The 15,168-nt window shown below is 40.4% G+C and carries 13 protein-coding genes; 11 read left to right on the forward strand and 2 right to left on the reverse strand.

What is annotated here, in order from left to right; all coding sequences use genetic code 11:
* Positions 1-31 precede the first annotated feature (31 nt).
* The 5 genes from purE to PHAL_RS0117465 all read left to right on the forward strand — a co-directional run bounded on the left by purE (position 32) and on the right by PHAL_RS0117465 (position 6,572).
* Positions 32-514 (forward strand): 5-(carboxyamino)imidazole ribonucleotide mutase, encoded by a 483-nt coding sequence (purE, locus tag PHAL_RS0117445; protein WP_016709721.1) that lies wholly within the window; start codon positions 32-34, stop codon positions 512-514.
* A gap of 1 nt (position 515) precedes the next feature.
* Positions 516-1,664 (forward strand): 5-(carboxyamino)imidazole ribonucleotide synthase, encoded by a 1,149-nt coding sequence (locus PHAL_RS0117450; protein WP_016709722.1) that lies wholly within the window; start codon positions 516-518, stop codon positions 1,662-1,664.
* A gap of 205 nt (positions 1,665-1,869) precedes the next feature.
* Complete coding sequence (locus PHAL_RS0117455; protein WP_016709723.1) at positions 1,870-2,805, forward strand: YeiH family protein; 936 nt, start codon at positions 1,870-1,872, stop codon at positions 2,803-2,805.
* A 14-nt stretch (positions 2,806-2,819) separates the two neighbouring features.
* Positions 2,820-3,974 carry an endonuclease/exonuclease/phosphatase family protein gene (locus PHAL_RS0117460; protein WP_374954838.1) on the forward strand — a complete coding sequence of 385 codons (1,155 nt, stop codon included), beginning with the start codon at positions 2,820-2,822 and terminating at the stop codon, positions 3,972-3,974.
* 105 nt (positions 3,975-4,079) lie between these two features.
* On the forward strand, positions 4,080-6,572 hold the full coding sequence (locus PHAL_RS0117465; RefSeq protein ID WP_016709725.1) for a prolyl oligopeptidase family serine peptidase: 2,493 nt from the start codon (positions 4,080-4,082) through the stop codon (positions 6,570-6,572).
* 23 nt (positions 6,573-6,595) lie between these two features.
* On the opposite strand, the gene rrtA is transcribed toward PHAL_RS0117465, so the two are convergent.
* Positions 6,596-7,183, reverse strand: coding sequence for a rhombosortase (gene rrtA / locus PHAL_RS0117470; RefSeq protein WP_016709726.1), 588 nt, complete (start codon positions 7,181-7,183; stop codon positions 6,596-6,598).
* A gap of 88 nt (positions 7,184-7,271) precedes the next feature.
* Between rrtA and ggt the strand changes: the two genes are divergently transcribed.
* From ggt to PHAL_RS0117485, 3 genes are all read left to right on the forward strand, one after another.
* Positions 7,272-9,062 (forward strand): gamma-glutamyltransferase, encoded by a 1,791-nt coding sequence (gene ggt / locus PHAL_RS23180; protein WP_016709727.1) that lies wholly within the window; start codon positions 7,272-7,274, stop codon positions 9,060-9,062.
* A gap of 161 nt (positions 9,063-9,223) precedes the next feature.
* Positions 9,224-10,918 (forward strand): NAD-dependent malic enzyme, encoded by a 1,695-nt coding sequence (locus PHAL_RS0117480; RefSeq protein WP_016709728.1) that lies wholly within the window; start codon positions 9,224-9,226, stop codon positions 10,916-10,918.
* A 107-nt stretch (positions 10,919-11,025) separates the two neighbouring features.
* Positions 11,026-11,739: an SIMPL domain-containing protein gene (locus tag PHAL_RS0117485; RefSeq protein ID WP_016709729.1), complete on the forward strand. Its 714-nt coding sequence runs from the start codon at positions 11,026-11,028 to the stop codon at positions 11,737-11,739.
* Positions 11,740-11,743: 4 nt separating this feature from the next.
* Here the strand turns inward: PHAL_RS0117485 and PHAL_RS0117490 are convergent, their stop codons facing one another.
* Positions 11,744-13,102 carry a DUF2254 domain-containing protein gene (locus tag PHAL_RS0117490; protein WP_016709730.1) on the reverse strand — a complete coding sequence of 453 codons (1,359 nt, stop codon included), beginning with the start codon at positions 13,100-13,102 and terminating at the stop codon, positions 11,744-11,746.
* A 145-nt stretch (positions 13,103-13,247) separates the two neighbouring features.
* Between PHAL_RS0117490 and PHAL_RS0117495 the strand changes: the two genes are divergently transcribed.
* The 3 genes from PHAL_RS0117495 (at position 13,248) to PHAL_RS0117505 (ending at position 15,073) form a co-directional block, all read left to right on the forward strand.
* On the forward strand, positions 13,248-13,622 hold the full coding sequence (locus tag PHAL_RS0117495; RefSeq protein WP_016709731.1) for an MAPEG family protein: 375 nt from the start codon (positions 13,248-13,250) through the stop codon (positions 13,620-13,622).
* 123 nt (positions 13,623-13,745) lie between these two features.
* Positions 13,746-14,378, forward strand: coding sequence for a sulfotransferase family protein (locus tag PHAL_RS0117500; protein ID WP_016709732.1), 633 nt, complete (start codon positions 13,746-13,748; stop codon positions 14,376-14,378).
* Between the two features lie 122 nt (positions 14,379-14,500).
* Positions 14,501-15,073 (forward strand): tRNA-(ms[2]io[6]A)-hydroxylase, encoded by a 573-nt coding sequence (locus PHAL_RS0117505; RefSeq protein WP_016709733.1) that lies wholly within the window; start codon positions 14,501-14,503, stop codon positions 15,071-15,073.
* Positions 15,074-15,168 lie beyond the last annotated feature (95 nt).

Genomic DNA, 15,168 nt, shown 5'->3' on the forward strand with positions numbered 1-15,168 from the left:
TAAGTATTAAAACTATTACTGAGGAGTATTTATGACTGTTGGCATTATTATGGGTTCCAAATCAGATTGGCCAACGATGGAACACGCAGCAACCATGCTAGAAAAGTTTGGTATAGCATACGAAACTAAAGTTGTCTCAGCTCACCGTACTCCTCAACTTCTAGCTGATTACGCAAGCTCAGCTGCAGAACGTGGTATAAAAGTGATTATTGCTGGTGCCGGTGGTGCAGCGCACTTACCGGGTATGGCTGCTGCATTTACTTCTTTACCTGTTCTTGGTGTTCCTGTGAAGTCTAAAACATTAAATGGCATTGATTCGTTGTTGTCTATTTGCCAAATGCCAAAAGGTGTGGCTGTTGGCACTTTAGCAATAGGTGATGCAGGTGCTGCCAATGCAGGTTTACTTGCGGCACAAATTTTAGGTTGTCAACAACCTGAAATTTTTGCCAAAGTTGAAGCATTCCGTAAAGAACAAACCGAGACTATTTTAGCTAATACTAATCCAGCAGAGTAATATGACTATCTTAATTTTAGGCGCTGGCCAATTAGCTCGTATGATGAGCTTGGCTGGTGCGCCACTGAATTTAAATGTAGTTGCCTATGATGTGGGCAGCGAACAAATTGTTCATCCACTTACTGGACAGGTGTTTGAGACAACTTTGGCACAAGCAATCGTGGACGCGGATGCAATCACAGCTGAGTTTGAACATATTCCTGATGATGTACTTACACAATGTTGTGCCAGTAATAAGTTTTATCCTGGTAAAGCGGCAATCAAAACTGGAGGCGATCGCGCTCTGGAAAAAGCGTTACTTAGCAAAACGGGTGTTCAATGCGCACCATATCAGTTAATTACTGAAAAAGCGCATCTAGAGCAAGCAGTTGCTACCTTAGGTAAGCCTCTAGTGATCAAAACCTGTCAAGCAGGTTACGATGGTAAAGGGCAGTGGCGCTTAAAATCTGACGATCAAATTGAACAGATCTGGTCTGAAATGGCTGATTTTATTGCCTCAGGAACACCGCAAGCTCCGCACTCAATTATTGCTGAGCAGATGATCCCATTTGACCGTGAAGTATCTATCATTGGTGTACGTGATAAACGTGGTAATACTGCAATTTATCCTCTCACTGAAAACCAGCACACCAATGGTGTTTTAACGCTATCAGTGGCTGGTAAAGAAAAATCAGCAATTCAACAACAAGCTGAAGATGCATTTAATAAGCTTGCCAGCGAACTTGATTACGTTGGCGTGTTAGCTATCGAGTTTTTTGATGTTGACGGCCAGCTATTAGTTAACGAAATTGCACCACGCGTACATAACTCAGGTCATTGGACACAGCAGGGCGCACATTGCAGTCAGTTTGAAAATCACATGCGCGCAGTTGCAGGTCTACCACTAGGTTGCACTGAACTTCAGCGGGTCACTGCGATGATCAATGTGCTTGGGCAGTCAGCTATCCCTGATCAAGTACTGAGTGTGCCTAGTGTCACCAGTCACTGGTATGGCAAAACGGCTAAACCGGGACGCAAAATGGGGCATATTAATGTCTCAGCAAATAACCTCCATGAACTTGGAGAGCGTTTAGCGAAGCTTACAGAGTACCTTCCTGAGGATAAGTACCCCGGAGTATTAGCCGCTAGTACTGCGCTGATTTTAAATTAATCATAAAAAGCCGAGTTTATCTCGGCTTTTTATTGATCTTCACAGCGTTATCGTCATGTTATCGTATTTGCTTTTTTTATGGCGTTATTTATGTCAGGCTGCATCGCATTCGATACTGCAATTTTTAGCAGTTGGTAGTTTATATTTCAGCCTGTGCTTTTCATTTTGGTTACACTAACAGTAAAGTTTGTTTCTAGGGAACAGTATGCTTTTCTCAGACAGCATTAAAAAACCTTTTTATCTCATTTTATTGGGCTTATGTATTACACCCATGATAGGCGGTGGTACAGCGCTCATTCTTGGTGCCTTGTTTGCCATTATATTAGGTAACCCCTTTTCTGAATTATCACAAAAAGCCAGTAAATGGATGCTTAAAGCGGCTGTTGTCGGCCTCGGCTTTGCAGTTGATTTTAATCAAGTCATTGAAGTTGGCCGCAGTTCTTTGGTATTAACTATTGTCAGTATTACAGCCATTATTGGCTTAGGTGAAATATTAACGCAAGTATTTAAGTTAAATCGTAATACTGGGGTGTTAATTTCTTTTGGTACTGCGATATGTGGCGGCAGTGCCATTGCGGCTATGGCCCCAGTAATTAAAGCCAAAGATCACGAAGTGGCTGTTGCACTTGGCGTGGTGTTCTTATTAAATGGCGTGGGCTTATTGCTGTTTCCTTCAATTGGCCATTACTTTAATTTAAGCCAAGAACAATTTGGTTTATGGGCTGCATTGGCAATTCATGATACCAGTAGTGTAGTCGGAGCGTCAGCCGCGTATGGTGCAGTAGCGCTAAGTATTGCCACAACGGTAAAACTGACCAGAGCGATGTGGATCATTCCTTACACGAGCATTGCTGGGGTGTTTTGGCGCTCTGAAGAGAAAGCCAGTATTCCTTTATTTATTATTGGCTTTTTAGCCGCTGCGTTGATCAATACCTATTTGCCACAGTTTACCGACACATGGCAACTTATTAACACTATGGCAAAACAATTATTAGTTATGACGTTATTCTTAATAGGCAGTGGTTTATCAATTTCGGTATTGAAACAAGCAGGACTTAAGCCCTTTATAATGGCTATTATTTTATGGATAGTGGTCAGTAGTGTGATTTTATTATTAATTGTAGATGGATTCATAATATGAACAGTAAGTTTTGTATGGCTGCACTGACAAGTGTCATGCTTTTTAATGGTTTGATAAACAGTGCAGAAGCCGCAAATACACTGAGAGTGGCAACATTCAATGTCAGTATGGATGCAACAAACTATACCGTGCAAGGTCAAGCAGTAGAGCCGGATGCACTGACAAATGCACTACAAAATAAGCATCCACAAATTAAAAACATTGCTGAGATCATTCAACGTATTCGCCCTGATATATTGCTATTAAACGAGTTTGATTACATCAGTAAAGCGCAAGGTATTGATTACTTTAAGGCCAACTATCTAGCAGTAAGCCAAAATAAACAACCCGCTATTAATTATCCGTATACCTATATTGCCCCTGTAAATACGGGCTTAAAAACCCCATTTGATTTAGACCACGATGGCCAAGCCAGCGGTACTAAGGGGGATGCCTTTGGTTTTGGCTTTTTTGAAGGCCATTATGGCATGGCGATACTTTCTCGTTATCCAATAGATTTCGATAAAGTCAGGACATTACAAACATTTAAATATAAAGATATGCCAAATGCCCAAATGCCTATTGACCCTAAGACAGGCGAAAATTGGTATAACCAAGAGCAATGGCAAGAATTACGGTTAAGCTCCAAATCATTTTGGGATTTACCAATTACAGTTAAAGGAAAAACCTTACATGTTCTGGCTTCACATCCTACGCCGCCAGTATTTGATGGTGATGAAGACCGAAACGGCAAACGTAATCATGATGAAGTACGCTTAATTAAAGATTATATTGCTAATGCAGACTACTTATACGATGACAACGGTGTAAAAGGAGGCTTAGCTCCACAATCACGGTTTGTGGTTGTAGGGGACTTAAACGCAGCCCCGGAGGGGGATAAAAAGCGGCCTAATACAACAGACCAATTGTTAAAAAACCCATTGATAAATAGTCAATTCGTGCCAACCAGCAAGGGGGCTAAAACCAGCTACAGTGAAAAATATGCAGCGGCTTATACTGCTTATTGGCAAGCTCGTGTAGATTATGTATTACCTTCTACATATGGAATAGATGTGCACGACGGGGGGGTATTTTGGCCTGTTAGAAGTAGTGAGTTATACCGATTAATTAAAGATCGTAATGCTTCATCAGATCACCGTCTGGTGTGGTTAGATATTTCATTGCAGTAAGCTTGTTATTAAACAGCAAAGTTTGGCGATTTATCTGAAATAATTGCTATTACATAGGTGCTTCTGATTAAATTAAGGCAATTCCAATAACCTTACAGAAGCCCTATGATTTTTAAATCTTCTACTAAAAAAACCTTAGTTGCATTAAGTGTTGCATCAAGCTTTATCTTAGCGGGTTGTCAATCAACCGCATCTACGCCAATTGAGCAGCCACAGGCTGCAATCGCAACGGTTGTGGCAACACCTGCTCATACCGGCACTGCAGCAATTACGCTCGAGCAAGCAATGGCTCACCCTGATTGGTTAGGTCGCCAAGCTGAACGTGCTTTTTGGGCCGCAGATTCAAAAACGGTTGTGTATGCGCAAAAACAACAGGGTAATGAGCTAAGAGATTTATACACTCAAGCAGTGAATAGCCAAGCTGCAAGCCAAGTCGCGCTAAATAAATTACATACATTAGGCGCGGCAAATGCTGTTTATTCGGCAGATCGCACGATTCAAGCTTATGTATTTGAAGGCAACATATTTGTTAAAAATATCAATTCGGGTGTTATTACACAAATTACACACGACAGCGCTAAACAATCTAAGCCACAATTTTTAACCGATGGTAATTTAGCGTACCGCCAAGGTAACACTTTTTATAAAGTGGATTTAGCAACAGGGCAACAAACGGAAATTGTTAATTTACACTTAAGTGATGCGCCGCAAGGTATTGCTGAGCCTGCAACTTATATTGCCAAAGAGCAACATAAACTCATCGATTACATTGCGCTGACGCACAAAAACAAAAAAGATAAACAAGCTCGTAAAGAGCAAATTAATGCACAAAACTCATCGATTGCAAATGCACAATTTTATTTAGGCAAAGGTAATGAGCTGGCTGATGTGCAACTATCACCTAATGGCAAAGCCTTAATTGCCGTGGTTAAAGAAAGTCGCGCATGGCGAGATGAAAGCGATATAATGCCAAATTATATTGCCGGTGATGCAGGTGTCAAAGCTGAAAAAGTACGTCGTCGTGTTGCTGATGAAAAACCAATCTCATCGGAAGTTATTTATATTGATTTAGTTGAGAAAAAGCAATCTACACTGGCATACGATACTTTACCTGGCTTTGATGAAGATGTGTTAGCGGCAGTTAAAAAAGAAAACTTCGCTCGTGAAGGCAAAACCTACGAATCGAAAAAATCACCACGCGCTATTAACTTGATGATGGATTGGGGGTGGAACCAAAGTGCGATTGTTTGGAACAAAGCCGGAACTCAAGTTGCCATTATGCTCGAAGCTTGGGACAACAAAGATCGTTGGTTGGCTACTGTTGATATTGAAAACTCAAAACTAGTTTCACAACACCGTTTACACGATGATGCATGGGTTAACTATGCGTATAATGATTTTGGTTGGTTAAATAACACCGATACTTTGTATTATTTATCAGAAGAAACGGGTTATAGCCACATTTATAAAAAGCCACTAAACGGTAAAGCAACGCAACTTACCAAAGGTCAATTTGTCGTTTCTAACCTTACTCTAACAGCTGATGATAGCGCAATTTATTATAAAGCGAACGTTGAGCATCCAGGCCTTTATGAGATCTATCGTGTAGACCCTGCTAATGCAACGTCTGAGCAAGTGACTAATTTAGACGGCATGACTGATTATAAGTTAAGCCCTGATCAAAGTAAGTTATTGTTAACGCACTCAAAGGTCATGTCGCCTCCAGAGTTATATGTCGCAGATGCGAAAGCTAATACAACAGTCACCCAGCTTACACATACCGTATCTGATGAGTTTTTAGCAAAGCAATTGATCGCGCCAAAAATTGTTGCGGTTCCATCAAGTCATACAGAACAACCAATCTACGCGAAAGTGTACTATCCTGCTGATTACGTAGAAGGAGAAAGCGGCAAAAACCGAAAAGCCGTTATTTTTAATCATGGCGCCGGTTATTTGCAAAACTCGCACATGGGTTGGTCTGGTTACTTCCGTGAGTTTATGTTTCATTCTCTATTAGCCTCTGAAGGTTATGTGGTAATGGATATGGATTATCGCGCTTCAAAAGGCTATGGACGTGACTGGCGTACTGCAATTTACCGTCAAATGGGCACACCGGAAATTCAAGATTTAGCCGATGGTGTCAGCTGGATGGCTGAGAATGCTAATGTTGATACCGGCTCAGTTGGCACTTATGGGGGGTCGTACGGTGGCTTTATGACGTTTATGGCCTTGTTTACTCAACCGGATTTATTCCAATCAGGTGCTGCACTGCGTCCTGTTACAGATTGGGCACATTATAATGGCCCATACACTTCAAACATCTTAAACCATCCAGATGTTGATCCTATTGCGTACGAAAAAAGCTCACCAATTTATTATGCTGAGGGACTTAAAAATCGCTTATTGATCAATGCACCAATGGTTGATGATAATGTATTTTTCCAAGACTCAGTACGCTTAGTACAACGCTTGATTGAGCTTGAAAAAGAAAACTTTGAAACGGCTATCTTCCCAGTTGAACCCCATGGTTTTGTTCAGCCTTCAAGTTGGTTAGATGAATATCGTCGTATTTATAAGTTATTTAAAGAAACTTTATAAACCGTTAAATAAAAACGCCAAGCTTAAGCTTGGCGTTTTTTTAAATAAGTCATAACGAGAGGCAGTGCTAACACAATTCCACCTATTGCGCCGATCAGATGCGCATCAATGGCTACCCGTGAAGCGATTAGTTTTCCAACTTCCGCACTTGGGCCATTCAATTGTTCGTAGGCAATTTTGAGCCAAATACCAATAAAAAGTAATATGCCCGTTTTCATACCCGCATCAATATCTTTAATTGCTCCCCAAACAATAACACCATGTAATAGCGCACTCAAACCGGTATAAATGCGAATGTCTGGGCAAAAGTAATAAATACCAATCCCGCACCAAGCAGCCAAAAACACAGTGTGTAGTGCATACTGCGTCGGTTTCGTATGCTCGGCATGCAGCGCCCATATCAATATAATGCCCGCACAATTTAGCCCTAGGTGAGGCCAATTTGCATGAACGTATTGGCTGGTCAACAAGCGCCAAACTTGGCCTTGCTCAATTAATTGGCGATTAAACTCTAAAACATCGTTTAAATTCAATGCCGCTAATAAAGCACTCAATGCCATTAAACATAAAGGAGGTAAAATATAACGCGGTTGCAGTGGTAAATTGACCATTTTATTCTTATTTTCATAGTAAAATTTTGCATATTGTGCCCGTTTAACTTTAAGATGCCAAATATCTCAATGCAAATCAGGCTTTTTTATGTCTTTACCTTTTCAGCGTAGTGTTGCCTTTAGTTTAACGCTGCTTGCTTTACCCATTTTAGCCAGCCAATCCCCGAGAGAAATTCGCGAACCAGAAGCGGCAACCGGTCATCAATACAAACAGCAGGTAACGGGTAAACAGTTTATGGTTGCTGCGGCAAATCCGTATGCAGCAAAAGCAGGGCAAGCAATACTTGCTCAAGGTGGTAGCGCTGTAGATGCTGCAATAGCAACGCAACTTGTACTCACTTTAGTCGAGCCACAATCCTCAGGAATTGGTGGCGGTACTTTTATGCTGCATTATGACAAACAGGACAATAGACTGACCAGTTTCGATGGTCGCGAAACGGCCCCAAGTCATGCTGATGAAACATTATTTCTAGATAAAAATGGCAACGCGGCACCGTGGATAGAAGCTGTGGTGGGGGGGCGCTCAGTGGGTGTACCTGGTTTATTACATGCCTTTGCTAAAGCTCATAAACAATATGGCAAACTTGCGTGGGCTGAGTTATTTAAACCGGCCATTGAACTTGCTGAACAGGGGTTTGTAGTTTCACCACGGTTACATGCGTTACTAGCCAAGCAAATAAACCCAGGGGTGACTAAATTACCGGTGATCCGTGATTATTTTTTTCCAGATGGCAAGCCACTTGCGATAGGTACAATTAAGCAGAATCAACCGCTAGCCGATTTATATAAACGGATAGCCATTGAAGGAATTGATGCTTTTTATAAAGGCGACAACGCCAAGCAGATGGTTAATGCTGTTACTCATTCACCCGTTGCACCAGGCACGTTAGCCTTAACTGATTTGGCCAACTATCAAAGTAAGCAACGCGATGCCGTGTGCACTCCTTATCATGCCTATAAAGTGTGCTCTATGGCACCACCTAGCAGCGGTGGTGTCGCTGTTTTACAAATACTAGCGCTACTTGAAGATAAGAACATGGGGCAGTTTAAACCTAATTCAGCGCAGGCTTTGCATTACTTTAGCCAAGCTTCACGGTTAGCGTTTGCTGATCGTAATGTGTATATGGGCGATCCTGACTTTGCTGATATTCCCACTCACGAGTTACTTGATAAACGCTATGTAGAGGAACGAGCAAAACTGATCACTGAACGGGATGAAAAAGCCGTTGCAGGTCAACCTCGTCCACGGCTTAGTTACGCACAAGATGATGCCTATGAATTACCATCGACCACTCATGTATCGATAGTTGATAGTGAAGGTAATGCAGTATCCATGACCAGCTCAATAGAAATGGCATTTGGCTCAACTGTCATGGTAAACGGCTATATTCTAAATAACCAACTAACCGATTTTGCATTATCACCACGTAAAAATGGCAAATTATTAGCGAATCGTGTTGAAGCGGGAAAACGCCCACGTAGTTCCATGTCACCTGTGATGGTGTTTAATCAAGATGGCAGCTTACGCTTAGTCGTTGGTTCTCCTGGTGGTAGTCGTATTATCAATTATGTAGCGCAAGTAGTGATAGGCGTCTTAGATTGGCAGTTAACTGCGCAACAAGCAATCGACTTACCAAGAATAACCAACCGTAATAGCTACACCAGCGTAGAGAAAGGGACTGCGTTAGAAGCCATTGTTCCTGAACTACAAAAACGTGGACACACAGTGAAAGTAGTTGATTTAAACTCTGGACTTCATGCCGTTGAAGTAACTAACGATACCTTATTTGGTGCTGCTGATCCGCGTCGCGAAGGGGTAGCTTTAAGTGAGCACAATTTTGTGCTTAAAGAGCATGAAATGCCTGCTAATAAGCCTTAATAGACGTCGTGAATTAATGTACAATTACCACTTATTCGTGTGTTAAGCACACATCGAGTGTTTTCTTTTAATGGTCTGACAAGGTTGAATGTCATTGCTTTTTAATATGCAACGGCAATAATGGCAGATCGCAACTTAAAGACATCGTTAAGCTTGGACTTATGACTACAAATACAGACCCAAATTATCTTTATATCCACCATTCAGGCCCTGGCCTGATTGAAACACCACTACTTAATAAAGGCAGCGCATTTACACAAAAAGAGCGTGAAAGTTTCAACCTAGCAGGATTACTGCCTCCTCGCTATGAAACAATTGAAGAACAAGTTGAACGTTGTTACCAACAATATTCAAGCTTTCAGGACAATTTAAACAAACACATTTATCTACGTGCGATTCAAGATAATAATGAAACGCTTTATTATCGCTTAGTACGCGATCATCTTGAAGAGATGTTGCCAATTATATATACCCCAACGGTGGGGGATGCCTGTGAGAAATTCTCAGATATTTACCGCAGTGCCCGTGGTCTATTTATTTCATACGAAGATCGCTATCAGATTGACGATATTTTACGTAATGCCACCAAAGGTAAAGTAAAAGTGATTGTTGTTACCGATGGTGAACGTATTCTTGGCCTTGGCGACCAAGGTATTGGTGGTATGGGGATCCCAATTGGTAAATTATCATTGTACACCGCATGTGGTGGTATCAGCCCTGCGTATACGCTGCCAGTGATGTTAGATGTGGGTACGAATAACGAAAAATTACTCAATGATCCTATGTATATGGGCGCACGTCATAAACGTATTGCACAAGATGAATACGATGAATTTTTAGATCTATTCATTAAAGCCGTTAAGCGCCGTTGGCCAAATGTGTTATTACAATTTGAAGATTTTGCTCAACCGAATGCAATGCCATTATTAAAACGCTATCGCGATGAAATTTGTAGCTTTAATGATGATATCCAAGGAACTGCCGCAGTGACGGTTGGGTCTTTACTTGCTGCATGTCGAGTGAAGAACGTAAAGCTGTCTGAGCAGAAAGTAGTTTTTGTTGGAGCAGGTTCTGCAGGTTGTGGTATTGCTGAACAAATCATTACGCAAATGATCTCAGAAGGTATTTCAGATGAACAAGCACGCAGTCAAGTATTTATGGTTGACCGTTTTGGCTTGTTAACCCAAGGCATGGAAGGATTACGTGATTTCCAACAAGCACTTGCACAGCCAACAGATAAGTTAGCTGATTGGATATACAGCGGTGAATACGCCTCACTACTTGATGTAATGCACTGCGGCGAGCCTGATATTTTAATAGGTGTGTCAGGGCAACCCGGTTTATTCACTGAGCAAGTTATTCGTGCTATGCACGCAAGTTGCGCGCAACCGATCATTTTCCCATTAAGTAACCCATCTAAACAAGTTGAAGCATTGCCTGAAGACGTAATTAATTGGACTCAGGGCTGTGCTATTGTTGCTACCGGCAGTCCATTTGCACCTGTTGTATACAATGGTGAGACATTTGTCATTCCGCAGTGTAATAACAGCTATATTTTCCCTGGTATTGGCTTAGGTGTGATCGCAGCAAAAGCGACGCGCATTACCGATGCAATGCTCATGGTATCGAGCGAAATATTAGCGGAGTCGTCGCCACGCGCAAACACAGGTAAAGGTAGCTTGCTACCAGCACTGACCGAAATTGAAACATTGAGTAAGCGCATTGCGTTCGGCGTTGCTAAAAAAGCCATCGAAGAGGGCGCTGCACTAGAGATAAGTGATGACATGTTATGGGCAGCAATCAATAAAAATTATTGGTTACCAAAATATCGTAATTACAAACGTTGTAGCATTTAATATGTGAATGATTAAAAACAGGCTTCGGCCTGTTTTTTTAGGCTTGTTCATTTTAAATTAACCGCGTACCGTATCTAATAACTAAACTAAAACTATTAAGGATATTTATGCGTTATTTACCATTGTTAGCCGCAGCATTTAGTTTCAATGTATTTGCTGCCAGTACACCAGATGCCCCACACATTTATATTCAAGGCCAAGCAAAAATTACGACCGTTGCTGATAATGTTATGCTTGATGTTGGTATTGTTGAGGTGAATAAAGATCTTATGGCCGCAAAACAACAAGCAGATACAACCATGGCTAAAGCAATTAAACTTGCAAAACAAGCCGGTGTATTAGACAAAGATATTAACGCTGGGCAAATAAGCATTCATCGAGAAAACCAATACAATCGCGAAACCAATAAACAAGAATTTGTTGGTTTTAGAGTCTCACGCAGTTTATCTTTGACGTTAAAAGAAATTGATAAATACCCACAGCTGTTACAAAACTTGGTCAGTGGTGGTATTAACGAAATAAATCAAACTCAATTTGTATCTAGCAGATTTCAAGAATTAAAGCAGCAAGCACAAAAAATGGCAATTAAAGATGCAAAAAGTGCTGCCGAAGAGTTTGCATCTGACTTTGATGTAAAAATTAAAGGTCTATACAGTGCATCAATGAGTCCAATAGAGACGAATGTACAACCTTATATGCGAGCCAAAATGGCCAACATGGTAGACGCTGAATCGGGGAGTTTTGTGCCAGACGCTTACCATGCTGGTGAGTTAGTAATTAGTGCTTCGAGTTATGCGATTTACTTAATTGAGGATAAATAAGCGACTAGCTATTTTCATGCTGGTGCTTAAACCGCACCAGCAACTGCTCTCCTTGTTCAGGGCTGATCCTAGCGATTGCTTTGAGCATATTAGTCACTTCTTTTCGGTCATATTGATTACTAATATGCTCGTTTATATCATCAACAATTGCCGTTAAGTAATTAAATAAACTCTTGGTTGCAGAGTCATTTGTATGGGCAATAAACAGTATGTTTTTAAACGCCTCTAAGACATTGGTCATTACATAGCCATCTGTTTTAGCGTAATTACGAATCGGGGTGAAATTATCATGCAGCAGCTCGTCAAATGAAGTCTCGTGTAAATACAATAATGGTGAGCCATCACTGTGTTTTAGTGAGTAATTAGTATCACTAATTTTTAACCGTTCAATCAGTAAAATACTCAGCATATCAATTGCTTTAACCGCAGTACCAGGATCGTTAATACCTGGGCTCATTGCCTTAACTGCTATTTCAGATATTTGTGTCAACCCATAGCGATAATGGTCGCTAATATACTCTTCTATATAAAATATAAAACAGTTAAGTAGCTTTTCGAGTAGTTCAGGATCTTGGCTTAAATCATGATTACATTTTAAAAATGGGTAACCTTTAACGGTAAAAAAACCTTGGTTAACCACAATATATAACTCAATCTTATGTTCCGCCAAAATGGCACATAACTTATCGCTGTGCGCCCCTTTAAAATAACCTTCGGTACTACTGCCGATAGAATACCAATGCTCAAAATCAGGGAAGTTATCAATTTTATGTTGCTGCTGGCGCGTAATAATTTGCTGTATGACATTTTTAGTGTGCTTAAATAAATCATTTAACACATTATCTACTTGAATTGCTTTAGAAATTGAGTGGATAAAATACACAAACAGTGCCAGTGAGATCAGCCCAAAAATTAACGAAAATAAAACCCCAAGGGCCGGAATAGCCACTGTATTATCGTCAAGTTGCTTGATGTTGATCAGCATAATAATTGAATAAATTATACTCCCCAAATAAAACCCAAGCACCATTTGATGTGACTTGCGAGTAATAAGGCCAGGGACAACACGAGGCGACAAACTTGCACTGGCGCTATTTAATACAATCATGACCATAGAGAAGCTAAACACCGTCAGCGAGATAATACTGCCAGCCAAAGTGCTTAAAATGGTCCGCGCATTCTCTTCACTATCCACTAATACAACCGACAAGTATTTTTTTATCGTTTTTACTATTTCAGTGTATTCAATCGACATAGTGAACACCGCAAACAACAAAAATACAACAGCCAGCATTGAAGGGTAAAACCCAATACTATTGATCATTTCTCGGTAGTTATCTGCAATTTTACGTGGTGTAAACATGGCAATCCTTTTTATCTGGTGAATTAAGGGCTGTTAACCTAGAAAGTTAAGCAAACAATACGTTAGCATACAAATCAACATGACTGCTGGGTATTCGTGAATAAATCTTGTGTTATCATGGTAAAAACTATTGGGGACTATTCTTGTGATCATATCTTTCTACGCAGCTGTATTAGCTTTTATGTATATTTATTTAAGTATAAATGTAGTGAAAGTGCGAAAATCTAATCAAATTTCACTCGGCACAGACGATAACCCGCAGTTACTAAGGGCTACACGCGCGCATGGGAACTTTATTGAATACGTGCCTTTTGCACTAATATTAATATTTTTAGCAGAGTTTCAAGGGCTAAGCAGTCACTACTGCCATATTTTAGGGATGTTACTGGTGTTTGGTCGCGTTTGTCATAGCATTGCCATTTACGACAACACCCTAAAGCTGAGAGTCATTGGTATGTTAGCTACGTTTGCGACATTAGCGCTAAGCGCGCTTGCTTTACTATTAGGTCGATTTTTTTAATACTAAATTATTTATCCTAAGCCAGAACAAGAGCATGAGCAGAATAATTGCTATCCACTGTTGTTACTCACACTGGCTTTGTGGTTCACACTTAAAAGATAACCGACTCAATAAATAGCACTTATGGAATCAAAAACTAAAATTTTTATTATTGGTTTGCCGCGAACTGGAACCACCAGTGTTTGTCATGCTTTTCTACAGTTAGGTTTTAGATGTGCGCATACGGCATACATTCAAAAAACCTTCTCCGATGCACAAGTGATAGCTGACACGCCCATTTTTAATGACTATCAACAACTTGATAAGCTTTACCCACACGCAAAGTTTATTTATCTAGAGCGAGCGTTTGATAAATGGTTGCCGTCAATCCGCCAACTATTGCAGCGCATGCATAAAAACCTAACGCGAGAGGATGGGGGGTTCAACCCACACATTAAGCGCTGTTATTTAAATACCTTTGGTGACTTTTCGAGCCATGATCTTGAAACTGATGATTACTTACAACGATGCTATGATGAACACAAAGATACTGCCCAGCGTTATTTTTCAAATCGTCCGGAAGACTTTTTGTCTATTGATATCGCGGATAAGCATAGCTTTGCAGCACTTTGTGCATTCTTACAAATAGGCACAACACTCACTCAGTTTGAAAAAATGAATATAGGTGGCAAGGTCACAGCTTGGAATGCAATAAAGCACCCTCTGAAAATTTCATCAACAGCAAATGGTAAAATTGATAAACAATTATACCCATAAAACTAAATGTAGCAGAACCATTGTAGATAATAGGCATCATAGCTAGTTAAATTGCCTCAACTACAAGATTTTGCAATTCAATTACGTTAAAATCGCGCCATTAGTTTTTAGGTAAAATAATTATGTTTGAATTAAAATACCATACACCGTTTTCGTGGACCGAAGCCGTGCTAGCGGATTTTGATACCTTTTTACAGGATCATGCCGCGGCAGAAAAAAAAGCATCTGGCATGGCTATGTCTATGCTGTCTCATTACCCTGATCGCCGAAAGCTTGTTAAAGCAATGACCGATTTAGCACTAGAAGAAATGATTCATTTCAAGCAAGTGCTAAAACTACTCCTTGACCGCGACGTTAACCTAGGTAACGACCAAAAAGATCCCTACGTAAAACAAATACGTGCTGTTTTTAGAAATGGCCGTGACGAGTTTTTAATGGATAGGCTACTCGTTGGCGCAGTGATAGAGGCGAGGGGACATGAACGTTTCTCTTTAGTTGCACAAGCACTGCCAGCTGGAAAAGAGAAAGATTTTTATGTCGCTATTGCTAAATCAGAAGAAAAACATAAAAACCTCTTCGTTGAATTAGCCTACGAATATTTTGATAAAAATGACGTAGATACCCGCTTAGAAGAAATACTCATAGCGGAAGCCGAGATTTGCCAGAGTATTCCCTTTACCGCTGCACTTCATTAGTAAAATCAGCTATTTATTGTTTTTCTTGTAAAAAGTTACGCAGGAACAATAAATAGCTCATTCCATAAATATTACCTGTAAAAACAAGACCCATT

Source organism: Pseudoalteromonas haloplanktis ATCC 14393 (assembly GCF_000238355.1).
GTDB lineage: Bacteria > Pseudomonadota > Gammaproteobacteria > Enterobacterales > Alteromonadaceae > Pseudoalteromonas > Pseudoalteromonas haloplanktis.